The sequence below is a fragment of the Nocardiopsis sp. NPDC006938 genome, assembly GCF_042869555.1.
In the GTDB taxonomy this organism is placed as follows: domain Bacteria; phylum Actinomycetota; class Actinomycetes; order Streptosporangiales; family Streptosporangiaceae; genus Nocardiopsis.
The window spans coordinates 347,946-373,041 of the sequence record NZ_JBIAGA010000002.1 but is presented as its reverse complement, the minus strand read 5'-3'; the positions used below and the strand labels follow the sequence as shown (position 1 = coordinate 373,041).

The window sequence follows — 25,096 nt, the reverse complement described above, 5'->3', positions numbered from 1 at the left end:
CTGCTCACTACTGTCTGTCTCTTCGGTCGGGCCGTCCTCCCGGCCCCGGGGGCCGCCGGGATCAGCCCTGGTCGATACCCACGAAGTGCCCCTCCTCGACCTCCAGCAGCGGCGCGGTGTCGTCACCGTCGGCCACGGGCAGCTCCACGTCCTCGGGCGGGTTCGCGGCCAGCTCCGCGTCCACCTCGGCCCAGGTCCGGTGCAGCTGCGGCACGCACGAGAGCAGATGGCGGCTGTAGGGGTGCAGCGGGTTCTCGAACACCCGGCGGGTGGGCCCCATCTCGGCGATCGCCCCCTTGCGCAGGATCACCGACCGGTCGCTCACGTAGTTGCCCAGGGAGAGGTCGTGGGTGACGAACAGGATGCCCAGGCCCCGTTCCTTGAGGTCGCCCAGCAGGTTGAGCACGTCAATCCGGGTGGAGGCGTCCAGCATGCTGATCACCTCGTCCGCCACCAGCATCCGGGGGTCGAGCAGGAGCGCGCGGGCGATGAGCAGGCGCTGCAACTGCCCGCCGCTGAGCTGGTGCGGGTACTTGTCCAGCACGTTCTCCGGGTCGAGGCGGACCGTGCCGACCACGTCGAGGACCCGCTCCCGCCAGTCGGCGTTCGACACCTCGGGAAAGTACGAGGAGCGGATCATCGCGAAGACGCGGTCGGCCTTGAAGATGGGGTTGAAGGAGCTGAACGGGTCCTGGAAGACCCCCTGCACGCGCCGGTAGTACTCCTTCTTCGCGGTGAAGCCGCGCAGCCGGGTGACATCGCGCCCCTCGAAGCGGACGCTGCCGGAGCTCACTCCGGTCAGGCCGAGCACCATCTTGCCGATGGTGCTCTTGCCGCTGCCGCTCTCGCCGATCAGCGACACCACCTCGCCGGGGGCGACCGTGAGGCTGACGTCGCGGACCGCGCGCAGCCGGGAGCCGCCGAACGCGCCCACCCGGTACACCTTGTGCACGTGGCTGAGTTCCAGCACGGCGCTACCTCCCCGTCTTCCAGCAGGCGGCCCAGTGGCCGGGTTCGATCTCCACCAGCGGCGGTACCTCGGCGCACTCCTCCGAGGCGAGGGGGCAGCGCTCCCGGAACCGGCAGCCCGAGGGCGGCCGCAGCAACCCGGGCGGCGTGCCGGGGATGCCCTCCAGGCGGGTGCCCTCGGTGGTGGTGCCGACCTCGGGCAGCGCCCCGATGAGCATCCGCGTGTAGGGGTGCTGCGGGTCGTTGATGAGAGCGGACGCCGGTCCCTTCTCCGCGATCCGGCCCGCGTACATCACCATCACCGAGTCGGCCATCTGGTAAACGAGCGAGATGTCGTGGGTCACGAAGATCATGCTCTTGACGTATCCGCGGTCGCGGAACTCCACCATGGACTCCGCCACCGAGCGCTGGGTGGACACGTCCAGCGCCGAGGTCGCCTCGTCGGCGATGAGCAGGGACGGGTTGAGGAGGGTGGCCATGACCATGACCACGCGCTGCTTCATGCCGCCGGACAGCTCGATCGGGAAGCGCCGGAGCACGTCGGGGTCCAGGCCCACGAGCTCCAGGCGCCGACGGAGCTCCTGGGCCACCGAGGCGGGCCGTACCCCGCGCGCCCGCAGCAGCTCGTCGATCATCCTCCCGATCCTGCGGGTCGGGTTGAGCGCGCTCATCGCGTACTGCGGGACGAGCGAGATCTCGTGGTACCGGAAGGGGTCCATCGCGCGGTCGTCCGCGATGGGCACGTCCTTGCCGTCCAACTCGATCGTGCCGTCGACGTGCCGCATCCGGCCGTCCAGCCGGATCAGGCTCTTGCCGAGGGTGGTCTTGCCGCAGCCGGACTCCCCGGCCAGGCCCATGATCTCCCCGTCCGCGAGGTCGAAGCTCACCCCGTCGAGGGCGTGGACGTCCCCGCGCAGGGTCTGGTAGTAGACCTTCAGGTCCTTGACGCGCAGGGTCATCACAGCTCCCGCAGCTTGGGGTTGAAGACCTCGTCCAACCCGACGTTGAGGATGTACATCGAACCGACCAGGGCGGTGATCCCGGCACCGGGCGGGACGAACCACCACCACATGCCGAGTTGGAGGGCGCTCCAGGACGCGGCGTTCTCCAGCATCAGGCCGAGGGAGACGCCGCCCGCCGGGCCCAGGCCGATGAAGTCGAGCCCGGCCGCGATGAGGATGGCGCCACCGAACAGCAGGATGAACGACATCACCAGGTAGGAGCTCATGTTGGGGGCGATCTCGCTGGTGATGATCCGCCAGGTGCGCCGTCCGCTGAGCCGGGCCAGGTCCACGTAGTCCCGGCTGGCCAGGCTCAGGGCCTGGGAGCGGACCGCTCGCGCGGCCCACGGCCACGACGTCAGCCCGATGAACAGCGCCTGGACGACCAACCCGCGCACGTCGAGGTAGGCGACGGCCACGATCAGCACGACCATGCCGGGCAGGACCAGCACGACGTTGGTGAGCATGTTGAGGACCTCGTCGACGATCCCGCCCTTGTATCCGGCCACGAACCCGACGGTGGTGCCCACGAGGAACGCGATGCCGCCTCCGAGCAGCCCCGTGAGGAAGGTCGAGCGCATCCCGAACACGAACTGGGCCCAGATGTCCTGGCCGAACGTGGTGGTGCCCAGCCAGTACTCGGAGTTGGGGGGCTGGCTCTGCGGGCCGACGTAGGCGTTGGGGGCGTGGTCGATGAACAGGGGCCCGACCAGACCGATCGCCAGGAGGGCGAGCACGATCCCCGAGCCGATGAGCAGCTTGGGGTTGCGCCGGGCGAAGTGCAGCGTCTCGGACACCCGGCGTTCGCCGGTCGCCTCGGGTGTGCCTCCGGGGTCGGTGGCCCCGGGGGTGCCGGGGATGCTGGTCATGAGGCGCCTCCCGTCATCTGGACGCGCGTACGCGGGTCGACCATGACGTAGATGATGTCGATGATGAAGTTGGCGATCAGTACGCCGACGACCACAAACAGGAAGATCCCCTGGAGCAGGAAGAAGTCGCGGTTGTTCAGCGAGTTGAGGATCAGGGTGCCCAGGCCCGGGTAGTTGAAGACGATCTCGGTGAGCAGGGCCCCCGCGATCAGCGTCCCCAGCTGCACGGCGAGCCCGGTGATCTGCGGCAGCATCGCGTTGCGGAACGCGTAGCGGCGGATCAGCCGACGGGGGGCGCCCAGGGCCTGGAGGTAGTTCGAGTAGTCCGCCTCCAGCTCGTAGATGATCATGTTGCGCATACCGATCGCCCAGCCGCCCAGGGCCACGACGAACATGGACAGGAACGGCAGGAACCAGTGGGAGATCAGGTTCGAGACGAACACCCACGACCATGAGGGCGTGAGCGCGAAGCTGTACCCGCCCGCCGTCGGGAAGAACCCTCCGACCACCGACAGCGAGTAGGCCAGCAGCAGCGCGATCCACATGTAGGGCATCGCGGTGAGGATGTAGCCGATCGGCAGGACGGTGTTGTCCAGCACCTTGCTCCGCGCCGCGAAGGCGCCGAAGCGGTTGCCGACGATCCAGCTGAGAATGATTGCGGGAAGCAGCAGGCCCAGAGTGAAGGGCACGTGCCGCAGGATGACGTCGGTGACGGGCTCGGGGTAGAGCCAGACACTCAGACCGAGGTCACCGCGCAGGAGCCCGGCCCAGAAGCTGAGGTACTGCTGGTGCAGCGGGGTGTCGAGGCCGAAGACCTCGTTGTAGTAGGCGGTCATCCGCTCCAGGGCCTCCGGGTCGGAGACCGAGGCCCTGCTCAACATGCTCCGGACGGGGTCGCCCGGCATGAATCGCGGGATCATCCAGTTGATGGTGACCGCCACGACGAAGGTGATGCCGTAGATGCCGATCTTGCGGCCCATGTAGCGCCACACGGGTGTCCTCCAGGTGTGGGGGCGCGGAGCGTGGGGCGTCCCCTCCCGGGAACGCCCCACGTGTGCGCTATTCGGCCAGTTCGATCTCGGCGAGGGTACGGATCGCGCCCATCTGGTACATGTTGTTCCACATGGTGGCGAAGTTGTCGGGGGTGCCCTCGTCCTCACTGGGCCAGTTGGTCCACACCTGGTTGCTGGCCTGGGACCACATGCCGTTGTACCAGAGCGGGATGATCGGCAGGTCCTCCAGGAAGATGCCCTGGATGTCGGAGGTGATCGCGGCCATGCCCTCCACGTCCTCGGCGGGGGTCGCGGCGAGCTGTTCGGTGAGCTCCCACGCCTCCTCGTTCTCGTACCGGGCGTAGTTGGCCGTGGTCTGCTGGTCGCGGATCGGCAGCTGGAAGATGAAGTCGTAGTACGTCCAGGGCGTGTTGCTCAGGCTCCGGTCGTTGTTGATCATCAGGTCGAACTCGGCCTTGCGGAAGTTCTCGATGAGCAGTTCGTGTTCGGGGAAGGCCGGTTCGACCTTGATCCCGGCCTCCTGCGCGTTCTGGGCGATGACGTTGGCCGCCTCCATCCAGTCGCTCCAGCCCGAGGGGACCTCCAGCTTGAGGGCGATCGGCTCACCGTCGGGGGTCTCGACGAAGCCGTCGCCGTCCTCGTCCAGGTAGCCGGCCTCCTCCAGGATGGCCACCGCCTCGGTGGAGTCGTAGGTGAAGCCCTCGTCCGCGACGAGTTCGTGGTCGATGAACTCCTCCCACTGCGGGAGCAGGCCGGTGGGGTCGGCCGGCTCGACGAGGTTGGTGTAGGGGCCCTCGACGATCTGGTCGATGTCGATCGAGTGGGCCAGCGCCCGCCGGAACTCGGGGTCGCCCAGGGCGGGGTGCTCGTGGTTGGGGACGAGCCAGGCGGTGTTCGCGGACTGCATGTACGGCGGGCCCGCGAAGTAGCTGGTGATGTTGTTGTCGCTGCTGATGACCTGGTCGATGCCGGGGAGGAAGTTGTTGGAGAGGTCGACCTCGTGGTTGCTCAGCATGTTCATCGTGACGTCGTTGGACGCGTTGACGATGTCGACGATGTAGGTCGGCTTCATCTCCAGGCCGAGGGCGTCGGTGCCCCACCAGTCGTCGTTGCGCTTCCAGACCATGCGGTCGTCGGCGTGGTTCTCGTAGACGTAGGCGCCGGTGCCGACCGGGTCGGAGTTGGGGTCGTCGTTGACCTGTTCCTGGGACTTCTCCGCCCAGAGGTGGTCGGGGACGATCGCGCGGTTGGCCACCCAGTTCATCCACTCCTGCGGGCGCGGTTCCGAGAAGGTGAGGGTGACCTCGCGCTCGCTGGTGGCCTCGGCGGTCTCCAGGTAGTCCCACACGTTGCTGTAGTGGATGTCGAAGTGGCCGAGCTCCAGGGTGGTGACGACGTCCTGGGCGACCAGGGGCTCACCGTCGGTCCACTCGACCCCGTCGCGAAGGGTGATGACATGCGTGTTCTCGTCGGGCCACTCGTCGCTCTCGGCGAGCCAGGGCGTGTACTCGCCCTCGTTGGGGTCGAAGATGAAGAGGGGTTCGTAGACCAGTCCCACGGTCCCGACCGCGTAGTTGCCCTCCATGATCGGATTCCAGTTGGTGGGGGGTCCCCAGGCGGTTCCGGTGGTGTACAGCGTCTCGTTCCGGGGGTACCCCCCGGCTCCGCCCTCCGCGCCCTCGCCCGAGCACGCGCTGACGACCAGCGCCAGCGCCGCCAGAGCGGCGGGAAGCCTCAGAGATCTCATCTCGACTCCTTCTTTCACCCGGTCGGCCCTGGGAATGGGGGGAAGCCGATCCTGGAAACAACAGGGGCTGGGAGCGCTCCCAATAGTGGGAGCGAAGGACCGTTGCTGAACCGGGTAAGTGACGTTAACAACAACACGGACCGACGAACCCCGTCAATCCCCGACACTTCGGTGTTATCCGCTTGTAACAGCGTTCTCGGGGTGTCCCACCAGCGGCCCCGTGCTCCCCCGGGGGTGCAGTTCCCCCGTCGGAGTCTCCTCGCTCTCCACCCGGTCCCCGTCCAGGACCCGGCCGAGCATCCGGGCGACCTGCCGACCGTGACCCGCCACGTCCCGGCTGATCGCGGTCAGTGAGGGTCGCACCAGGCGGCACAGGGCGGAGTCGTCCCAGGCCACGATCGACAGCTGGGCGGGCACGTCCACACCCATCTCCGCGGCCACCCCGAGCCCCGCCACCGCCATCAGGTCGTTGTCGTAGACGAGGGCGGTCGGCCGGTGCGCGGAGGCCAGCAGCCGCCGCGTGATCCGGGTGCCGCCCTCCCCCGTGTAGTCGGCGTGCACCGAGTACGCCCCGGTCAGGCCCGCCTCGGTCGCCGCCTCATGGAAGGCCGCGCCGCGCACCCGGGTGTGCACGAACTCCTCCGGGCCGGCGATCCTGGCCACACGGCGGTGGCCAAGGGCCGCGAGGTAGTGCACCACCTCCCGGACCGGGGCACCGTCGTCGGTGTACAGGCAGGGCAGGCCGCCGACGCCGTCCGGACCGCCCAGGAACACGGCGGGCAGCCCGAGCGAGCGCACCGCCTCCGGCCGGAGGTCGTCCACCCGCAGGTCGACCATGACCACCCCGTCCACCCGGCGCTCGGAGGCCCAGCGCCGGTAGACCTCCAGTTCCGCGCCCGCGTCGTCGGTGACCTGGAGCAGCAGGTCCACCCCCGACGACGCCAGCTCCGTCTCGATGCCGGAGACCAGCTGCATGAAGAACGGTTCGACGCCGAGCGAGCGGGCCGGACGGTCCACCACCAGCCCCACGGCGCCGACCCGGCCGCCCGGGGACAGCGCCCGCGCCGCCTTGCTGGGTGCCCACCCCAGGTCACGGGCGATGCCCAGGATGCGTTCCCGCGTCTCCTCCGAGACGCCGGGTCGCCCGTTGAGCGCGTAGGAGACCGCCCCCTTGGACACGCCCGCCGCCCGGGCGATGTCCATGATCGTCGGCCTGCGCATCAGGGCGCCCATGGTGTTCCCCTCATGAACCCTCCTCGTGTCCGCCGCCGGGATCGGGGCTCCGCGCACCCGAAACACTGAACCGGTTCAGCGGTCGACTCGGGATTGTACCCACGGGGCACACGGGACCTCCCGTGCTTTTCGGGAGGGCGGCCTGCCCGGAGAACCGCTGCGGGAGGGCGTTCGGGGCTACCGCTGGCAGCCGCGACACCAGTAGAGCGTGCGCCCGGACAGCTCGGTGGCCGCGACCGGCGACGAGCACACGCGGCAGGGGTCACCGGTCCGGTAGCAGACGTACAGGGTGTCCGGCCTGGGCACCGGACGTGCTCCGGGGTCGGGGCGGTCCTCCGGACGGGTGGTGATGATGAAGCCGTCCCGGACCCCGTCCCGCAACAGCCCGACGAGGTCGTCCCACAGGGCGTCCCAGCGTTCCCGGGTCAGTTCGCGACCGGGCGTCAGGGGGTCGATCCCGGCGCGGAAGAGGGACTCGGCCCGGTAGATGTTGCCGATGCCCGCGATGACGTCCTGGCGCATGAGCAGCACCGCCAGACTGCTGCGCGACCGGCTCACCGTCCGCCACGCGCGTTCGGGGTCGGCGTCGGGGCGGAGCGGGTCCGGTCCGAGGCGCGCCTGGACGGCGTGCTTCTCCTCGACGGTGATGACCTCGCAGGCGGAGGCACCGCGCAGGTCGGCCCAGCCCGACGTGTTGACCAGGCGGGCACGGACCGCGCCCACCGGCTCGGGCGGGACCACGAAGCCGTCCGGGTCGCGCTCCAGGTCGAGCCGGTCGGCCCCCTCGGCGCGCGGCGCGCCCAGGTGGCGCTCTCCGTCCGCGTCTCCGAAGGTCCACGCGCCGTAGAGGCCGAGGTGGACCCGGAGCCAGTCACCGGAGTCGAACCCGAGGAACAGGTGCTTGCCGTGCGCCTCGCTCTCGGTGAGCACGCGGCCGTCGACGCGTGCCGCACCCTCGGAGAAGCGCCCCTGGGGACTGCTGGCCCTGACCGTGCCGCCGCCGAAGGCCTTCTCGAAGTGTGCGGCCAGCCGGTGCAGCGTGTGACCCTCAGGCACCCGTGTCCCCTTCTGTGAGCATGTGTCCGTCGGTCCCAGAATAGGGCGCGGATGGGGGGCGGCCGTCGGCGGAGCGGCACGACGGACCCGGCAGCCGATGACGGGGATGCCGGGTTCAGCGGGCGGACAGGATCTCCTCCACCAGGGCTCGCGGGTCGGTCAGGCAGCGCCAGGCGGGAACGACCACCACGAGGTCGTCGGTGGCCTCGTTGAGCGCGTCACCCCTGGTGAGGAGGCGGCGCAGGGCCGGGCCGTCCGGTGCGTCGTCGAGCAGCAGGACCACGCGACGCGCACCGTAGCCGACCACCAGGTCGGCGGTCCAGCCGTGGACGCGACGGCCCGCCTCCACCGCCGCCCCGGCCGCGCGCAGGGCGTCCGCCAGGGCGGCGGAGGCCGGGGTGGAAGCGGGACGGCCGGGTCCGGCGAGGAGCTCCCCGAGAGGGCCCTCGCCGCCGGACCAGTGCGACCGGTCCCCCACCACCAGGAGGCGGTTCCGGGTCCGGGTGAGCAGCGACGACCACAGGTGGGTCGCCTGGCGCACCCTGCGCTCCGCGATGGCGGGGGCGCCGGAGGAGAGCATCGGGGAGAGCACGGTGACGTCGGCGCGCGCGGAGTCGGAGTCCAGCAGGTCGGGGCCGCCGACGCGGACCCGGTGCCGCAGGTCGCGCTGGCGCAGCAGGCGGCGCACCAGCGCCACCTGCGGTTGCAGGGGCGCCACCACCGCCACGTCGCTGTCCTCGGGCAGGTCGCGGTCGAGTTCGGCCACGACCACGGCCACCCGGTACGCCTCCTCACGGTTGACGTAGGACGAACCGGGCGCCGCCTCGCACTCTCCCTCGACGTCGCGCCACTCGAACACGGGCCCCCCGCCGCCCCGGGGCGGACCGGTCACGACGAGCCGTCCGCCGTAGCAGTGGCGTGAGGCGGCCGAGCCGAGGTCCTCGGGGGCTCCCTCGTGTTCGTCCAACCAGAGCGCGGGCGGGGCCGCCGCACGCGCGGCCCGCAGCGCCGAGCCCGCGCCGTACCGCAGCGCGCGTTCGTCCAGCTGGTCCGCGGCCAGTCCGGCGGCGGCCAGGGCCCGCCGCTCCTCCTCCGGTTCCATGACACTGGCCGGACCGGGGTGGGCGGGGTCGCCCACCACCACCGCGCGGCTCGCCCGGTAGAGCACCGGAAGAAGCTCGCTGACCGGGGTCCGTTCGGCGCCGAGCACGACGACCAGGTCGAACGTCCCGGCCTCGGACGGCAGGGTCCGGGCCCGGTCGGTGCGGCAGGCCCACACGGGCAGGGCGTCGAGGAGAGAGGCCGCCCCGGTCCAGCCGCCGTGGTGCCAGTTGAGCGCCTCCACCCGGTTCTCGACGGCGGTACGGCCCCGAAGGAGCCGCGGGACGGTGGCCGAGGCCAGGCAGGCGGCGCTGGCCCCACGGTGCGCCGACCAGGCGTCGGCCAGTTCCTCGGTGAGCTCGTTCAGCGGCGCGCACCGGGTCCTGCGGTCCACCGCCTCGCGCCACTCGCTCTCCAGACGGGCCACGGAGCACAGCTGGTCGAGTCCCTCGGGGTCGGTGGCCACTCCCAGTTCACGCCGGACGGCCGCCCGGTGCCCCAGGCCGCCCAGGCCGCCCGCCGACGCGCGTTCGGCCCGGTGCAGCCAGTACTCGGGGCCCCCGTGCTCGAGGGTGAAGAGGGCGTCGGGCGACCACCCCCGGGCGATGGCGCGCCCGCGCTCCTCGGCCAGTCCGGCGAGCACGTGTCCGTCGGCCGCGAGGGTGTCCATGGCCGCCCAGACCCGGCGTATCCGGTTCCAGGCGGCGGCCAACTCGTCGCGGTGACCGGCCCCCTCTCCCCCCGGAGGGGGCGGTGCCGCGAGCTCCCGGGTGCCGGTGTGGCGTGCGAGCAGGTGGGTGAGCTGGCGCTGTTCGGCGGCGCGCCCGTGCGGTGCGTCCACACGCACGACCGGGTGCGCGGGGGCGGCGTCGGCCCGGGCCAGGACCGCGTCGAGGTCGTCCTCGGAGCGACCGCACACCAGGACCCGCTGCCCACTGGTGACGGCGGTGCGCACCAGGGAGTCGACCAGCTCGGGCACCCCGCTGCCGGGCGGGGCGGCCACGGCGGTGAGCTGTTCGCGCATCGCGGCGCGCAGGACCGCGTACTGGGACTGGCTGAGGTCCGTGGCGGAGACGGGGACGGGGGCGGGCGCGTGGTCGTGTTCCCCGTGACCCGCCCGGTGCCCGCGAGCGCGCCGGAGGAGCGGTTCGGGGACCGGCCAGGCCTCGGCCGCCCCGGTGGCGCGGGGCGCGGTGGGCGGCGCGCCGCCGAGCAGGGACTCCAGCGCGGTGCCGGGGACGGCGGCCGGGTCGATCCCGTCGCGGTCGGTGGGGTCGAGGTCGGCCAGGACGGCCTCCGCCCCGCACGGTGTGCCGTCGGCCCGGGTGTTCGCGCCCAAAGGGCCGGCGCGGAAGAGCACGGCGGTGTTGTGCGCTCCGGCGACGAGCGGGTGGGGTCGGCCGCGGGTGCCCAACGGCGCGATGTCGTCGATCCGTTCGATCTCCAGCCGGGTGAGCAGGGTGCGCACCTTGGCGGCGAGGTCGGCGACGGCGGCGGGCCGGTGGGCGGGGTCGGGGGCGTCGGAGCGCAGCCTGGCGCGCAGTTCGAAGAGGTCCTCCGGATCGGTGACACCCAGTCGGGTCAGGAGCGCGGTGTTGACGTCGGGCCTGCCCACGGCCCGCAGCCGGGGCCCCGGCTGCGCGCCCGGCCGACCGCCCCCCGCCTCCCCCGCGCCCGTGACACGCAGGTCCACGGTGAGCAGGGGCAGTGCCGCGCGTTCGGCCCCCTCCCCCAGGATGACCAGGGGGTAGCCGTACCGCAGTGCCTGACCGCGGCGTGCGGCCAGGTGCGCCACCCCGGCGCTCCCGGGGTGCGGGGGCAGGGTGTCCCGGGCCCCGCTGAACAGGAGTTCGGGCCCGGCGGGCAGGCAGACACAGGCGTCGCTCTCCAGGAGTTCGGCGCGCACCGTGTGGGAGAGCACCGCCTCACGGCGCAGGCAGGACCTCAGGTAGGCCAGGTAGGAGCGGACGTCGCCCCGGTCCGCCCGCAGCGCCCAGCGCACGGGCGTGGACCCGGCTCCGGCCGCCGGTCGACCACCGTCGGCCGGCGGTCGTCCGGTGGCCGGGTAGTACCCGAGGCCACCGACCTGCTCATCGTCCCGTAACGACCTCACGACTCCCCCTGACCACCGCCGACCCCTCGTGGTCGACCGGCTACCCCCCGCTGTCAAGGGCCCATTCTGGTGCATCGTCCGCGTCCCCGCCCGGAGAACGCCGGAACCGGCACGCGTCGGCTCGAGGGTGACCGGCCCGAACTCCCGTACCCGGGCCGGGCTCCCTGCGGGTGTTCGGCCCCGCCCCCGTCAGCGCTGGTCCCGCAGCGAGTCCAGGGACAGCAGGGCCACGTGCAGCGACAGGCAGGTCTCGACCGACTCCAGGTCGGTGTCGAGCACGTTGGAGATCCGGCGCAGCCGTTCGTAGAACGCGGGCCGGGACAGGTGGGCCCGGCTCGCGGCCAGCGCCTTGTTGCGCCCCGCCCCGAGGTAGTGCCGGAGCATGTCCGCGAGGTCGCCTCCGTGCCGGGCGTCGTGGTCCAGGAGCGGGCCGAGCTCGCGCTCCACGTAGGTCTGGAGGCGCTCGTCGTCCCGGAACAGGTGCAGCAGCCCGCGCAGGTGCAGGTCGGGCAGCCGGTAGAAGGGGCGCCGGTCGCTCTGCTTGATCGCCACGTCCCCGACCTGGCGGGCCTCGAGGAACGAACGTCGGACCTCACGCACGTCGTCGGCGGCCGACCCGACGGCGAGGACCGCGGCGTCGCCCACGGCGCCGCGCAACCGGTCCGCGAGCAGGTGCAGGGTGGCGTCCAGCCGTCTGCGGTCCGGCAGGGCCAGCAGGATACCCACGCGCAGGTCGTCGAGGGAGCCCACCAGCGCGGGCAGGCGCAGCTCCCGACAGGCCCGGGCGGCGCCCTCGGCGGTGTCGGAGAGGCGGGCCTGCGCGGCCAGGCCGGTGCCGCTCTCACGCAGCCGCAGGACCAGGCCGACCATCTCCCGGTTGTGCAGGGTCACCCCAACGGCGCGGGCCCGGACGAGGGCCTCCTCCGGATCGGAGTACGCGCGGTCGATGATGCCCGCGATGATCGTGCGGTGGGTCTGGCGTTCCAGGCTCTCCTGGTGGCGTTCGAGCAGGCGGCCGAGGGCCAGTGTGGTGGCGGCGCGTTCAATGAGCACGGTCTGGCGCCCGGTCGGGCCGGCGCCGACGATCAGGATGAGCCGCCCCCAGTCCTGACCCCGGGCACCGACGGTGGTCACGAGCCAGCCGGAGGCGGGCGCGTGGACGGTCCGGGTTCCGGTGCGGATCGCGCGCGATCGGCTCTCCCAGGAGGTGAGCAGGGTTCCGGGGTCCTCGCCGTTGAGGTCGCAGGCCAGGACCTGGTGGGCGAGGTTCTCCAACACGACCGGGCAGCCGGAGAGCTGGGTCACCTCGTGCAGGATCTGCCCGACGTCGGCCCCCTCCACGGACAGCTGGGTGAAGACCGAGTGCAGCTTCTCGGACTCGCGCAGTTCCTCCAGCTGCTCGTTGACCACCCGGATGTGCACGGCCTCGGTGATCTCCACGAAGCGGGCCTCGCGGTCGAGCAGGATCACGGGGATTCGGGCGTCGCGGGCGGCTTCGAGGAAGGCCGGGGGGAGTTCGGCGTGGTACTTGCGGCCGAGTTCGACGGCGATGCCGCTGACTCCGGCGTCGGCGATGTCCTCGATGTAGCGGCGCAGCGCGAGGGGGTCGTCGGGCATGGCGATGCCGGTGCTGAGCACCAGTTCGCCGCCCCGCAACAGGTGGGCGAGGTCGGTGACCTCGGCGATGTGGACCCAGCGCACGGCGACGTCGAGGTACTCGGAGCCGGCCACCACTCGGGGCCGGGCCTTCTGGAGCGCGGGCAGCTGGAGGACCTCGGCAAGGGTGGGAAGCACAGGCGACAGTCTAGGACGCTCTGTCAGGTTCGAAGGCGGTTTGCTTTACACCGTGCCGAGCCGCCCGGTCTGTGAGTCCCGGTCCGGCCGCCACCCCCCTTCTTTACACTCTGTAAACCCAGCCAGCATGTTGTCAACATGGTGGTCCTGGTCAACCCCCGCGGCCCTGGGGACACTGGGGTCATGTCGGAACTCCTTGCACGCCACCGCGCGGTCATGCCCTCCTGGTTGCCCCTCTACTACGAGTCCCCGCTGGAGATCGTGAGCGGAAAGGGCGCCCGTGTCACGGACGCCGAAGGCCGCACCTACCTGGACTTCTTCACCGGCATCGTGACCAACATGCTCGGTTACGACGTCGCCGAGGTCCGCGAGGCGGTGGAACGCCAGGTGGCCAGGGGCGTCGTCCACACCTCCACCCTCTACCTCATCCGCTCGCAGGTGGAACTGGCCGAGAAGATCGCCCGCCTGTCCGGCATCCCCGACGCCAAGGTGTTCTTCACCAACTCCGGCACCGAGGCCAACGAGACGGCCCTGCTCCTGGCCACGCACGCGCGCGGCAGCGACGAGGTGCTGGCGATGCGCGGCAGCTACCACGGGCGGTCCTTCGGCACCGTCGCGGTCACCGGGAACCGCGCCTGGAAGAACTCCTCCCTCTCCCCCCTCAACGTGCACTACCTGCACGGCACCGACCACGCCGCCCCCGCGTTCCGGCACCTGAGCGAACGGGAGTACGTCGACGTCTGCGTGGCCGACCTGCGCGCGGTCCTGGACACCGCTGCGCCCGGCGTGGCCTGTCTGATCGCCGAGCCCGTCCAGGGCGTGGGCGGGTTCGCGATGCCCCCGGACGGCCTGTACGCCGCCTACAAGGAGGTGCTCGACGAACACGGCATCCTCTTCGTCTCCGACGAGGTGCAGACCGGCTGGGGCCGGACCGGGACCAGCTTCTTCGGGATCGGCAACCACGGGGTCACCCCGGACGCCATGACCTTCGCCAAGGGCCTCGGCAACGGCTTCGCGGTGGGCGGTGTGGTGGCGCGCGGCGACCTCATGGACGGCCTGACGGCGCTGGGTGTGGCCACCTTCGGCGGCAACCCCGTGTCGATGGCCGCGGCCGGGGCCACCCTCGACTACGTGCTGGAACACGACCTCCAGGGCAACGCCCTCCGCCAGGGAGCCACCGTGATCGAGGGCCTGCGGGCCCTGCGCGAACTCGACTGCGTGAAGGACGTGCGCGGCAGGGGCCTGATGTTCGCGATCGAGATGGCCGACCCCGCCACCGGCGCGCCCTCCTCGCCCCTGGCGGGGAAGGTACTGGAGGCCACTCGCGAACGGGGACTGCTCGTGGGCAAGGGCGGCGTGCACGGCAACGTGCTGCGGATGGCGCCGCCGCTGACCCTGACGACCGAGGAGGCCGCCGAGGGCCGCGACCTCCTGCTGGACGCCGTCCGCGCCGTCGCCGCCCAGGCCTGAAGACCGCCCCAGGAGGAGCAAGCATGAGCAAGCACGTCACCCACTGGATCGGCGGCGCCGCCCACGAGGGCCCCGCCGGGCGGACCGGCGACATCCACAACCCGGCGACCGGAGCGGTCACCGGAACGGTGGCCCTGGCCGGGCCCGAGGAGGTCGGCGCCGCCGTGGCCGCGGCCAGGGCGGCCTTCCCCGCCTGGCGCGACACCTCCCTGTCGCGGCGGGTCCAGGTCCTGTTCCGGTTCCGGGAGCTACTGAGCGCGAACAGCGAGCGGCTCGCGGAGGCGGTCAGCGCCGAGCACGGCAAGGTCCTCTCCGACGCCCGGGGCGAGGTCGCCCGGGGGCTGGAGGTCGTGGACTTCGCCTGCGGCATCCCCCACCTGCTCAAGGGCGGGTACTCCGAGAACGTCTCCACGGGGGTGGACGCCTACTCGATCCTCCAGCCGCTCGGCGTGGTCAGCGGCATCACGCCGTTCAACTTCCCGGCCATGGTGCCGATGTGGATGTTCCCGGTGGCCATCGCCTGCGGAAACACGTTCGTGCTCAAGCCCAGCGAGAAGGACCCGTCCGCGTCGGTGCTCCTGGCCGAGCTGTGGGCCGAGGCCGGGCTGCCCGACGGGGTCTTCAACGTCGTGCACGGGGACAAGGCCGCGGTGGACGCGATCCTGGAGCACCCGGACGTGGCGGCGGTGAGCTTCGTCGGCTCCACCCCGATCGCGCGGTACGTGTACCGCACCGCCGCCGAGCACGGCAAGCGCGTCCAGGCGCTGGGCGGGGCGAAGAACCACATGGTGGTGCTGCCCGACGCCGACCTGGACCTGGCGGCGGACTCGGCGGTCTCGGCCGGGTTCGGCTCGGCGGGCGAACGCTGCATGGCCGTGTCGGCGGTGGCCGTGGTGGAGTCGGTCGCCGACGACCTGCTGGAGCGCGTGCGCGAACGCGTCTCGCGGCTGCGGGTCGGCCCCGGCGACGACGAGCGCAGCGAGATGGGTCCGCTGGTCACCCGTGAGCACCGCGACAGGGTGGCGTCCTTCCTGGAGTCGGGCGTGCGCGAGGGCGCGACCCTGGCGGTGGACGGCAGGGTGCACCCGGTCCTGGGCGGGGAGGCGGACGGCTTCTGGCTGGGCCCCTCGGTCCTGGACCACGTCACCCCCGCGATGTCCTGCTACCGCGAGGAGATCTTCGGTCCGGTGCTGAGCGTGCTGCGCGTGCGCGACTACGACGAGGCGGTCCGGTTGGTCAACGAGAACCCGTACGGGAACGGGACGGCCGTCTTCACCAACGACGGCGGGGCGGCGCGGCGGTTCCAGAACGAGGTCGAGGTGGGGATGGTGGGGATCAACGTGCCCATCCCGGTGCCGATGGCGTACTACTCCTTCGGCGGCTGGAAGCAGTCGCTGTTCGGTGACTCGCACGCGCACGGCACCGAGGGGGTGCACTTCTACACTCGGACCAAGGCGGTCACGGCCCGCTGGACCGACCCGGGACGGCGCCCCGAAGGCGGCGTGGACCTGGGCTTCCCTACCAACGGTTAGCCGGTGCCCAGGGGAAATAACCGGCGGATGTCTCTCACTGACGGTCGACGGCGGGCCACACGGAGTATCGTGGTCCACTGACACCCCTCGCGGGGTGCGGCCGCGACCGCGCGAGCCACGCCTAGACCATCCTGGAGAGACGCGCTCAATTCCCCTCCTCCCCATGGAAGCGGGCGCGTCTACGGAAGCGCTCCGGGTCCTCGACTCCCCCTGGACCCGGAGCGCGACCGTCTGCGACCGCCGTGCGCCTAGGGCGTGTTCCGCGGATCATTCCGGGCTCGCGACCACCAGGCTGCCTCTCGCTGCGCCGACTTCGCTCGGACAGCCAAACCCGGGCGGGCCCCCGCTGTGCGACACTGCGGAGCTTGCGGAGCAGAGCACAGTAGGGGCAGCTTCGCTCCTCGTCTTGCGAGAGATTGCCTGGAGGCCGCTCGCGTCGATCGGCGCAAGCGCCGAACCAACCGAAAGCATCAACGGAACACGCCCTAGCGCACCGCGATCAGCGAACCGCCCGCGGCGACCGGCTGGTGGCCGATGATCCCCGCGCACTCGTCGCATCCGTACACGTGGCTGCCGTCGGGCAGTTCACCCAGGACCCGGCGGGGCCGCGGCCACTTGGCGTGGCAGACGACGCAGGCATCCCCCATGCACTGCGCCCCGCTGAGCCAGCCCGGGTCGTAGACGTGGACCTCGGTCGCGCCGTCAGGCCTCGTGTCCCGTTCGCACATCGTGCTCGTTCCGCGCAATGTCCCTGCTCCCCCCGTGGTTTAGGACAGTCTGGCGGGCCGATAGTTACCGGCTCTTAATTGAATCAGAAGCTCTTGGCGCCTGGAAGGGTCTGGACCGATCTAAATCACTCCGCGCATGGAAAGCATAACCCTAAGTGACGAACCCTGGGAAGACCCCAGTTCTCAGAGGTGCCTAATGGGGACGAGTCAGACATCTCCGGGCCCGTACCGGACCGGGACTCAGTCCCGAACGCGCGGAACCACCGAGAAACGGCGCAGGGACAGTGCCGGGTTGGTGACACGAACCGCTTCCACCCGCGCGGCCGAAACCTCCGCGGTCGCCACCTCGAAGGTCTGCTCCCCCAGGGAGGCCAGCGCGGTCCCCATCGGGTCGACCACCATGCCGTTGCCCGCGCCGGTGGGCGCCGCCTGCCCCGACGCGGCCACGTAGACGGTGTTCTCGATCGCGCGGGCCCGGGCGAGCGTGCGCCAGTGGTCCTCCTTCAGCGGACCCGGAACCCACTGGGCGGCGAGCAGCACCACGTGCGCCCCCGCGTCGGCGATCCGCCGCGTCACCTCGGGAAATCGCAGGTCGTAACAGGTCTGGAGGCCGAAGACCACGTCGTCGACGGTGAAGGTCTCCGGGGCGTCGATCGGCCCGGGGGCGACCACCTCCGACTCCCTCGCCCCGAACGCGTCGTAGAGGTGGACCTTGCGGTAGAGCGCGACCCGCTTCCCCTCCGGGGAGAGCGCGACCAGCGTGTTCGTGAAGTGCGTGGCCCCCTCCCCGCCGGACTCGTTCACCCCGAGCACCAGGTGGACGCCCTCGCGGCGGGCCGTGTCCGCCGCGTCGGCCAGGAAGGGTCCGTCCAGTGGCTCGGCGGCCTCGACGAAGCGGTGGTCCGTGCGCGGAGCGGTGAACATCGCGTACTCGGGGAACAGCACCACCCGCGCGCCCCGGGCGGCCGCCCGCGCGGTGAGCTCCGCGACCGCACGCTGGTTCTCGGCCTTGTCCTGCCCCGGCGCGAACTGGGCGACCGCGACCTGCACCATCGAACTTCCCCCTCGTGACCTGGGATCGGACCGCGGGACGGCCCCGAACGTGCCCCGAGTGTACGCCCGCACGCGACGCGGCCCCCGTGCGTACACCGCCGACACCGTCGGCGGGAGAACGCACGCGGCCGCCCGGGACGCCTCCACGCCCCGGGCGTCCTCCGCCCCCCGGTACCGGCGGGGGCTACTCGTCGACCTGGATCTCCCACTCCACGTTCCCGCCGTCGACCGAGGTCACGGTGAGGGTCACGCCGAGCGTCTCACCTCCGGCGCTGAGCTCACAGCGAATCTCGGCGCCCTCCTCCGCGGGGAGGTCGTCCTCGCAGGTGAAGTCATCGGGCTCCTGACCGACCTGCTCGGCGAGCATCTCGCTCGACACCCGGGCGGCCTCGTCCGCGGACACGGAGCCCCCGAGAAGGGAGCAGCCGCTGACCAGGACCAGAGCCCCCAGGGCCGTCCCGGCGACGACACTTCCGCGTCCGACGTTGAGCATCGCGATCTCCTTGGTTCTGGATGGCAGTACACAGAAGGAGACGCGGCCCGGGTCGCCGGGGTTCCGGTGGAATCGCCCCGATACGCGCTCCGGGTCGTTAACATCGACAGACCAGTCGGTCTATTAATGAACGAACCCCCCGGGACGGCGCATGGACGAGGCGAACGGCACGACGAAGCGGGGTTCGGGGAACTCCGGGCGGAAGGGGACCCGGCGACGCTTCCTGCGCGGGCTCACGGTGGTGGGCGGTGTCGGCCTCCTCGGCGGGGCCGGGGCCGTGGGCCACTACCTCGGCACCCTGTACCGCCCGCGCGAGGAACCGCAGCGGGGCGTCCTCGCGCTGACCGGGGCCACCGTGCTGGTCGGCGAGGATCTGGAACCCCGCCAGGACACGACGGTCCTGGTCACCGACGGGGTCATCACCGGGATCACGGACGGCGGCGACCCCCTCCCCTCGGACGCCCGCACCGTGGACCTGTCCGGGCACACGCTCATGCCCGGTCTGATCGACCTCCACGTGCACCTGGGGTTCCCGCAACAGGAACCCGAGGACGAACCGGGCCTGACCGACATGCCGCGCGTGGTCTACCAGATGGCCCGCTACGCGCCCTCGGCCCGGCGGGCGCTGCTGGAACACGGCGTGACGACCGTGCGCGACCTGGGGTCCGACCACGCCTGGATCACGCAGATGCGCCGGATGCTCCGCGACGGTGAACTGGAGGGGCCACGGCTCTACACTGCGGGGCCGCTGTTCACCACCCCCGGAGGACACCCCGTGGTCACCTTCGGCGTGGAGGCCGGGTCCGGCACCGTCGAACTACCGTCCACCCCCGAGGAGGCCCGCGCCGCCGTACGCCGTCTCGCGACCGGCGACGAACCGGTGGACCTGGTCAAGGTCGTGCAGGAACGCGGTGACGCCGGGCACCTGGAACTCGACCCGATCCCCGCCGAGGTCCTCACGGCCGTCGTGGCCGAGGCGCACGGGCACGGACTCACCGTGACCGCCCACTGGGGTTCGGAGGCGGACCTGGCCGAGGCCCTGGCCGCCGGAGTCGACGGGCTCGAACACCTGGAGGCCCGGGGCGTCCTCGACGGCTGGCCCGAGGAACTGCTGACCGCGCTGGTCGAGCGTGACATCCCGGTCACCCCGACCCTGGCCGTCACCGAGGTGGCCGCGTCCCCGGAGCAGCACCGGCTGATCCGGGAGAGGCTGGCGGAGCTGCACTCCGCCGGAGGCCGGATCGTGGCCGGGAGCGACGCCGCCGTACCCGGCGTCCGTTTCGGCGACGGCCTGCACCGGGAGTTGGAACTGCTGGCGGAGAGCGGCCTGGGCGCGGACGGGGCGCTTCGGGCCGCGACCAGCGGGGCCGCCCGGGTGCTCGGCACCGACCGGATCGGAGCGATCGAGGTGGGCCGCGCCGCCGACCTGCTCGTCCTCGGGGCGGACCCGCTGACCGACATCACCCGCGTCCGCGACGTGGTCGGGGTCTACCGGGACGGTCGCGAGGTCGTGCGAGGGTAGGGCCATGCGCAAGGTCGATCCCGCCCGGCACCAGGCCCGACGCCGACACATCATGACGGCGGCGGCGCCGCTGTTCGCCGCGCACGGACTGGAGGGCACCTCCACCGCGCGGATTCGCGAGGCCGCGGGGGTCAGCTCCGGCACACTGTTCCACTACTTCCCCAGCAAGCGCGCGATCCTGGTGGCCCTGCTCACCGACGACGACGGCGACGGCGCCGCGCACCTGGCCGCGGCGCGCGAGGGCGCCGACCCCCGGGCCTCCCTGCTGGACCTGGTGGAACGTCTGGCCGCTCCGGTGGCGAGCCCGGTGTCGGCGGGTCTGGTGATGGAGGGGCTGCGCCAGGCCCAGCACGACCCCGAGCTGGCCCGTGCGCTGGAGGCGGGCAGCGCCTCCGAGTCGGAGGCCCTGACCCACCTGCTGGACCGGGTCGCCCGCGAGGGCCGCGGCCGACCCGTGCTGGGCGCGCGGGCCACCGCCGCCTGGATTCAGACCCTGATCGGCGCGCTCTTCCTCCGCGCGGCCACGGAGACCGGGTTCGACGCGACGACGCACCTGCGCGACCTGCGGCCGGTGGTGGGGCGGCTGGTGGGCGGTGATGACGGACCGCCGGCCGAACGCTGAGGGCCGCCCGGTTCAGGGCAGGAACGACATCGCCCAGGCCGGGGCCAGGACCAGGAGGAGGAAGCGCGCGAAACGGGTGGCGAAGGTGACCGCGCAGAACAGTCCGAAGTGCATGCGCACCACCCCGGCCAGCACGGAGACCACCATGAACGGGGGCACGCTCGCGAAGGAGCTCAGGGCGAGCAGTCCCGCGCCCCAGGCCGGGCGCGTCTCCGCCCTGGCCCGCCAGCGCTCCATCCGCTCCGCCCACTTTCCGGGGGTGGCGGCCCGTCGCCTCAGCCACGGTGTGGACAGGGTCCCGCGGCCGACGTAGTAGTACGGGACCTTCCCCAGAGTCTGGCCCACGGCGGCGGCGAAGGCCATGGCCACCAGGGCGCCGTCGTCCAGGAGGGCGACGGCGCCCAGCAGGTACAGCTCGATGTTGATGAGCGGGACCAGCCCGGCCGCGGTGGCCACCGCGAAGGCCAGGGCGGTCTCGACCACGTCGGGGCTACTTCTCGGCGGCGGCGAGCTGCCCGCAGGCGCCGTCGATCTCCTGGCCCCGGGTGTCGCGGACGGTCACCGAGACGCCGTGCGACTGGAGGCGCCGGACGAACTCGCGCTCGTCCTCGGGGCGCGAGGCGGTCCACTTCGACCCCGGGGTGGGGTTGAGCGGGATCAGGTTGACGTGCACCAGGTGGCCCTTGAGGAGCTTGCCGAGGAGGTCGGCCCGCCAGGCCTGGTCGTTGATGTCCTTGATCAGCGCGTACTCGATGGACACGCGGCGGCCGGTGGTCCCCGCGTAGCGCCAGGCGGCGTCCAGGACCTCGTCGACCTTCCACCGGGTGTTGATCGGCACCAGTTCGTCACGGAGCTCGTCGTCGGGGGCGTGCAGGGAGATCGCCAGGCGGACCTGCATCCTCTCGTCGATGAGCTTGTTGATCGCGGGGACCAGACCCACCGTGGAGACGGTCACGCCGCGCTGGGAGATGCCCAGCCCATTGGGGACCGGATCGGTGATCTGGCGGACGGTCTGGAGGACCCGCTTGTAGTTGGCCATGGGCTCGCCCATGCCCATGAACACGATGTTGCTGATCCGCCCCGGGCCCCCCGCGACCTCGCCGCGCGCCAGGTCGCGGGCGCTGGCCACGACCTGGTCGACGATCTCGCCGGTGGAGAGGTTGCGGGTGAGACCCGCCTGGCCGGTGGCGCAGAACGGGCAGTTCATGCCGCACCCGGCCTGGGAGGAGATGCACAGCGTGACGCGGTCCGGGTACCGCATGAGCACCGACTCGAACATCACCCCGTCGAAGGCCTTCCACAGGGTCTTGCGGGTCATCCCGTCGTCACAGGTGATGTGGCGCACCGGTGTGAGCAGGGTGGGGAGCAGCGCCTCTCCGAGCCGTTCCCGGGAAGCCTCGGGGAGGTCGGTCATCTTCGAGGTGTCCGACTCCAGCCCGCCGTAGTAGTGCTTGGCGATCTGCTTGGCCCGGAAGGGCTTCTCGCCCAGCTCCCTGACCACCTCCAACCGCTCTTCGGGGCTGAGGTCGGCCAGGTGCCGGGGCGGCTTGGCGCGGCGGGGTGCGACGAAAGTGAGCTCGGCGGGCATAAGAATCCGTAAGGAGTGGAGTCGGTGGTCTGCGCCCGGTGCGGGGAGGGATGTGACGGCACGGGTCGTTATACGACCTATACGCGACTGCGGTGCTGCTCCGACCATCAGGGCACTACCGTCGATTCTACTGAGCTCGTGGACGGGCCGGGCGGGTCCGCCCCGGGCCGACGGGCACGAGCGACACGACAGCACGTCGGCACGTGGGAGGGCCGGTGACCGAGATCGACGTCCTGCTGGACGAGGTCAGTCCCTACCAGAGCCGTCGCGTCGTCATCGAGTGCGACTCCCACACCACGGCCGCGTACCTGCTCGACGCCCGGGAGCGGGTGCGGGTGCCGGTGTGGTTGGCCAACCACGAGGCCGCCCCGCGCGCCAGCGGCTCGGCGGGCCTCCACCGGGGCCGGGCCCCGCTGATGCCGGAGGCCCACACCAAGCACCCGCAGGGCCGCCCCCGCTTCGACCCCGGCGCCCTGCGCGCGGTGTGGTTCGAGGAGGGCGACGGGGTGGCCCTCATGGACGAGGAGGGCCTGCTCGCGGTGATCCCGGGCTGGGCCGAGGCCGACAGCGGCCTGCCCGGCTACGCGCGCGAGGCCATCGGGCGCAGCGCCTACGCCTGGGAGCTGGACGCGGTCCGCGACCAGCTGTGGCCGCGCGTGGTACACGCCGAGGCCTACTGGGACTGGCGGCGGGCCTCCGGGGCCTGGCGCAGCGTGCAGCGGACCGTCCTCAGCCACCTGAACCGCCGTGTAGGCGAGCCCGGCCACTACTGGGACGTCTCCGACGGGCACCCGCCGCTGCTGCGGGTCTCGGAGCGCCCGCCCTCGGCGGAGCGGCCCTTCACGGTGCTGTCCACCGTGGGCATGTGCGGGCAGCGGATGCCCACCCTGGACCGCTACATGGCGGACACCTCGCACCACGCGCGGGTGGAGCTGGCCCTGGCCACCACGTTGCCCGCTCACCACGCCGCGCGGATCTTCCGGTGGATCGGCGCGTTCCCCTGGCGGGCGGTCACCTGGTTCGGGACCGGGCACACCGTCAAGTGGCTCGACAACCCCGAGGACCGCTCCATGCGGGGCGGGGCGGGCGCGGTCCTGCTCCTGGAGGACCCGGGCCCGCTGGTGACCGATCCCGCGCGCGTCCCGCCCGACACCTCCGGGCTGTCCTTCCAGGGCGACCCCGTGCGGTGGCTGTGGATCGTGCCGATCACCCGCCCCGAGCACCTCTTCGCCAAGGAGCACGACAGCGCCGCGCTGGTGGAGAAACTGGCCGCGGAGGGCCGTAGCTGGGTGCTCGGCCGCTGAGCGCCGGTCCCGTCAAAATCGGTTGACACCCGTCGCCGCCTCGGAGAGGGTTCCCCGGTGGGTCGGCACGGTGGAGGGCGGAACGGATGACAGGCACGAGCGGCCCCGGACCCGGGATCACGGCACCCCTGGCCCACGCTCCCTTCCGCACCCTGGTCACCGGCCGGGTGTTGATGCTCTTCGGCAACGGCATGGCCCACGTGGCCCTCGCCTTCGCCGTCCTGGACGTGACCGGTTCCCTGGCCCAGGTGGGCCTGGTGGTGGGGGCACGGTCGATCGCCAACGTGGCCCTCCTGCTGTTCGGCGGCGTGCTCGCCGACCGGTTGCCGCGCGCCCTGGTGATCCGGGGCGCCTGCGTGCTGGCCGCGGTGTCCCAGGCCCTGTTGGCGCTGGCCCTGCTCACCGGGCAGGCCAGCCTCGGGCTGATGGTGGCGCTGAGCGTGCTCAACGGGGCGGCGGCCGCCGCCAACCTGCCCGCGATCGCCGCGCTGACCCCGCAGACCGTGCCCGCCGCGCTACTGCGCCAGGCCAACGCGCTGGCGGGGATCGCCAAACAGCTGGGCATGTTCGCCGGGATGTCGTTGGGCGGGGTCGTGGTCGGCCTGGCCGGTCCGGGCTGGGCGATCGCCGTGGACGCACTGCTGTTCGCGGTCGCCGGGGCGGTCTTCCTCTTCCTGCGGGTGCCGTCCACGGCGGCGCGGAGCCGGGGGGTGCTGCGCGACCTCACGGACGGGTGGAGCGAGTTCGTGGCCCGCCCGTGGGTGTGGATCATCGTGTTGCAGTTCATGGTGGTCAACGCCGGGTGGTCGGCGGTCACGTCGGTGCTGGGCCCGGGAATCGCCGACGACACGTTCGGCCGCACCACGTGGGGCCTGCTCATGGCCGCCAACAGCGTGGGGCTGGTGGTGGGCGGGGTCCTGGCGGCGCGCTGGCAGCCGCACCGGGCGCTGTTCTACGGAACGGCCCTGGTCACGCTCCAGACCCTGCCGTTCTTCGTGATGGCCGGGCCCGACCCCCTGGTGCCGCTGCTGTTCGCCGCGATGTTCGCGGGCGGGGTGGCCGTGGAGCAGTTCACCGTGGCGTGGGAGGTGTCGTTGCAGGAGAACGTCCCGGCCGAGCGGCTCTCCCGGGTGTACTCCTACGACGCCCTGGGGTCGTTCGTGGCGATGCCGGTGGGACAGATCGCGATCGGCCCGGTGGCCGAGGCGATCGGGGTGCAGCGGTCCCTGCTGATCGTCGCGGGGCTGACGCTGGCCGCCACGCTCGCCGCGGTGGCCGCCCCCAGCGTGCGCGCGCTACGGCGTCGGTGAGGTGCGGGTGCGGCCTCCGCCGCGCCGGTCGCGCACCTGGCGGAAGACGTGGTGCAGCCGCGCCATGTCCTCGTCGCTGAAGCGCTCCACGAACCGCAGCAGGGTCGCCCCGGGGTCGGGGCCGGTCTCCAGGACCTCGCCCATGACGCGGGCCGTGTACTCGGCGTGGCTCTCCCGGGCCCAGTAGGCCCAGGCCCGCCCGTCCTTCTCCCGGTCCACCAGCCCCTTGTGGAAGAGGATGTTGGCCACGGTCATGACCGTCGTGTAGGCGACCTCGCGGTCGTAGACCATGTGGTCCCGGACCTCGCGGACCGAGAGCGGGCCCCGCGCGCTCCACAGCGCCCCCATGATGGCCGCCTCCAGTTCTCCGAGTCCCTTCATGGTCCTCCCCACCCGACTTGTCGCGTTCGTAGGGGTGATCGTAGGCATCGACGCCGTCGCCGTGGGGCGGAACGGAGAAGAGCGCGCAGATCCGTGCCCGCCCCCCGACGACGACCGGCGTTTCACGGCTCGGAACCGGCCGGTCGCCGTCGGTTGCTCTCCGGTGGCGCTGCTCACTGCGCCGGAGGGCGAACGTG

Annotated in this window: 21 protein-coding genes; 6 read left to right on the top strand and 15 right to left on the bottom strand. The window is 72.0% G+C overall.

Annotation, left to right across the window (positions count from 1 at the left end; all coding sequences use genetic code 11):
- Positions 1-61 precede the first annotated feature (61 nt).
- The 9 genes from ACFYL4_RS04595 to ACFYL4_RS04555 all read right to left on the bottom strand — a co-directional run bounded on the left by ACFYL4_RS04595 (position 62) and on the right by ACFYL4_RS04555 (position 12,896).
- Positions 62-970 carry an ATP-binding cassette domain-containing protein gene (locus ACFYL4_RS04595; RefSeq protein WP_387516378.1) on the bottom strand — a complete coding sequence of 303 codons (909 nt, stop codon included), beginning with the start codon at positions 968-970 and terminating at the stop codon, positions 62-64.
- Positions 971-974: 4 nt separating this feature from the next.
- On the bottom strand, positions 975-1,928 hold the full coding sequence (locus ACFYL4_RS04590; RefSeq protein WP_387516376.1) for an ABC transporter ATP-binding protein: 954 nt from the start codon (positions 1,926-1,928) through the stop codon (positions 975-977).
- Positions 1,928-2,839 carry an ABC transporter permease gene (locus ACFYL4_RS04585; protein WP_387516374.1) on the bottom strand — a complete coding sequence of 304 codons (912 nt, stop codon included), beginning with the start codon at positions 2,837-2,839 and terminating at the stop codon, positions 1,928-1,930. The genes ACFYL4_RS04590 and ACFYL4_RS04585 overlap by 1 nt, the downstream gene beginning before the upstream one ends.
- Positions 2,836-3,831 (bottom strand): ABC transporter permease, encoded by a 996-nt coding sequence (locus ACFYL4_RS04580; RefSeq protein ID WP_387516372.1) that lies wholly within the window; start codon positions 3,829-3,831, stop codon positions 2,836-2,838. Before ACFYL4_RS04580 ends, ACFYL4_RS04585 begins: the two co-directional genes overlap by 4 nt.
- A gap of 67 nt (positions 3,832-3,898) precedes the next feature.
- Positions 3,899-5,599, bottom strand: a complete 1,701-nt coding sequence (locus ACFYL4_RS04575; protein ID WP_387516370.1) for an ABC transporter substrate-binding protein — start codon at positions 5,597-5,599, stop codon at positions 3,899-3,901.
- Positions 5,600-5,773: 174 nt separating this feature from the next.
- Positions 5,774-6,820, bottom strand: coding sequence for a LacI family DNA-binding transcriptional regulator (locus ACFYL4_RS04570; protein WP_387516620.1), 1,047 nt, complete (start codon positions 6,818-6,820; stop codon positions 5,774-5,776).
- Between the two features lie 189 nt (positions 6,821-7,009).
- Positions 7,010-7,888 (bottom strand): Fpg/Nei family DNA glycosylase, encoded by an 879-nt coding sequence (locus ACFYL4_RS04565; RefSeq protein WP_387516368.1) that lies wholly within the window; start codon positions 7,886-7,888, stop codon positions 7,010-7,012.
- 115 nt (positions 7,889-8,003) lie between these two features.
- On the bottom strand, positions 8,004-11,102 hold the full coding sequence (locus tag ACFYL4_RS04560) for a DNA helicase (RefSeq protein ID WP_387516366.1): 3,099 nt from the start codon (positions 11,100-11,102) through the stop codon (positions 8,004-8,006).
- Between the two features lie 189 nt (positions 11,103-11,291).
- The gene (locus tag ACFYL4_RS04555; protein WP_387516364.1) at positions 11,292-12,896 is read right to left on the bottom strand and encodes a PucR family transcriptional regulator; all 1,605 of its coding nucleotides are present in this window, start codon (positions 12,894-12,896) and stop codon (positions 11,292-11,294) included.
- Between the two features lie 183 nt (positions 12,897-13,079).
- Between ACFYL4_RS04555 and ACFYL4_RS04550 the strand changes: the two genes are divergently transcribed.
- Positions 13,080-14,366: an aspartate aminotransferase family protein gene (locus tag ACFYL4_RS04550; RefSeq protein WP_357762217.1), complete on the top strand. Its 1,287-nt coding sequence runs from the start codon at positions 13,080-13,082 to the stop codon at positions 14,364-14,366.
- A gap of 23 nt (positions 14,367-14,389) precedes the next feature.
- Complete coding sequence (locus ACFYL4_RS04545; protein WP_357762214.1) at positions 14,390-15,898, top strand: CoA-acylating methylmalonate-semialdehyde dehydrogenase; 1,509 nt, start codon at positions 14,390-14,392, stop codon at positions 15,896-15,898.
- Positions 15,899-16,383: 485 nt separating this feature from the next.
- Here ACFYL4_RS04545 and ACFYL4_RS04540 read toward each other — a convergent pair whose 3' ends face one another.
- From ACFYL4_RS04540 to ACFYL4_RS04530, 3 genes are all read right to left on the bottom strand, one after another.
- Positions 16,384-16,626, bottom strand: a complete 243-nt coding sequence (locus ACFYL4_RS04540; protein ID WP_357769519.1) for a hypothetical protein — start codon at positions 16,624-16,626, stop codon at positions 16,384-16,386.
- A gap of 240 nt (positions 16,627-16,866) precedes the next feature.
- Entirely contained in the window at positions 16,867-17,679 is an 813-nt protein-coding gene (locus ACFYL4_RS04535; protein ID WP_357769492.1) for a carbon-nitrogen hydrolase family protein, read from the bottom strand.
- Between the two features lie 184 nt (positions 17,680-17,863).
- On the bottom strand, positions 17,864-18,172 hold the full coding sequence (locus ACFYL4_RS04530; RefSeq protein ID WP_357769494.1) for a DUF4333 domain-containing protein: 309 nt from the start codon (positions 18,170-18,172) through the stop codon (positions 17,864-17,866).
- Between the two features lie 151 nt (positions 18,173-18,323).
- Here ACFYL4_RS04530 and ACFYL4_RS04525 point away from each other — a divergent pair, with 151 nt between their 5' ends.
- Together ACFYL4_RS04525 and ACFYL4_RS04520 are read left to right on the top strand one after the other, a co-directional pair.
- Positions 18,324-19,694 carry an amidohydrolase family protein gene (locus ACFYL4_RS04525; RefSeq protein ID WP_387516361.1) on the top strand — a complete coding sequence of 457 codons (1,371 nt, stop codon included), beginning with the start codon at positions 18,324-18,326 and terminating at the stop codon, positions 19,692-19,694.
- A gap of 4 nt (positions 19,695-19,698) precedes the next feature.
- Complete coding sequence (locus ACFYL4_RS04520; RefSeq protein WP_387516359.1) at positions 19,699-20,316, top strand: TetR/AcrR family transcriptional regulator; 618 nt, start codon at positions 19,699-19,701, stop codon at positions 20,314-20,316.
- A 12-nt stretch (positions 20,317-20,328) separates the two neighbouring features.
- Here the strand turns inward: ACFYL4_RS04520 and ACFYL4_RS04515 are convergent, their stop codons facing one another.
- Together ACFYL4_RS04515 and rlmN are read right to left on the bottom strand one after the other, a co-directional pair.
- Complete coding sequence (locus tag ACFYL4_RS04515) at positions 20,329-20,799, bottom strand: hypothetical protein (RefSeq protein WP_387516356.1); 471 nt, start codon at positions 20,797-20,799, stop codon at positions 20,329-20,331.
- A gap of 7 nt (positions 20,800-20,806) precedes the next feature.
- Positions 20,807-21,904 (bottom strand): 23S rRNA (adenine(2503)-C(2))-methyltransferase RlmN, encoded by a 1,098-nt coding sequence (gene rlmN, locus ACFYL4_RS04510; protein ID WP_387516354.1) that lies wholly within the window; start codon positions 21,902-21,904, stop codon positions 20,807-20,809.
- 215 nt (positions 21,905-22,119) lie between these two features.
- On the opposite strand from rlmN, the gene ACFYL4_RS04505 reads away from it, so the two are divergent.
- Both ACFYL4_RS04505 and ACFYL4_RS04500 read left to right on the top strand, forming a co-directional pair.
- Positions 22,120-23,208, top strand: coding sequence for a suppressor of fused domain protein (locus ACFYL4_RS04505; protein WP_387516352.1), 1,089 nt, complete (start codon positions 22,120-22,122; stop codon positions 23,206-23,208).
- 86 nt (positions 23,209-23,294) lie between these two features.
- The gene (locus ACFYL4_RS04500) at positions 23,295-24,518 is read left to right on the top strand and encodes an MFS transporter (RefSeq protein WP_357769501.1); all 1,224 of its coding nucleotides are present in this window, start codon (positions 23,295-23,297) and stop codon (positions 24,516-24,518) included.
- Here the strand turns inward: ACFYL4_RS04500 and ACFYL4_RS04495 are convergent.
- Positions 24,504-24,899: a BlaI/MecI/CopY family transcriptional regulator gene (locus tag ACFYL4_RS04495; RefSeq protein ID WP_357769502.1), complete on the bottom strand. Its 396-nt coding sequence runs from the start codon at positions 24,897-24,899 to the stop codon at positions 24,504-24,506. The genes ACFYL4_RS04500 and ACFYL4_RS04495 overlap by 15 nt on opposite strands.
- Between the last annotated feature and the right edge of the window lie 197 nt (positions 24,900-25,096).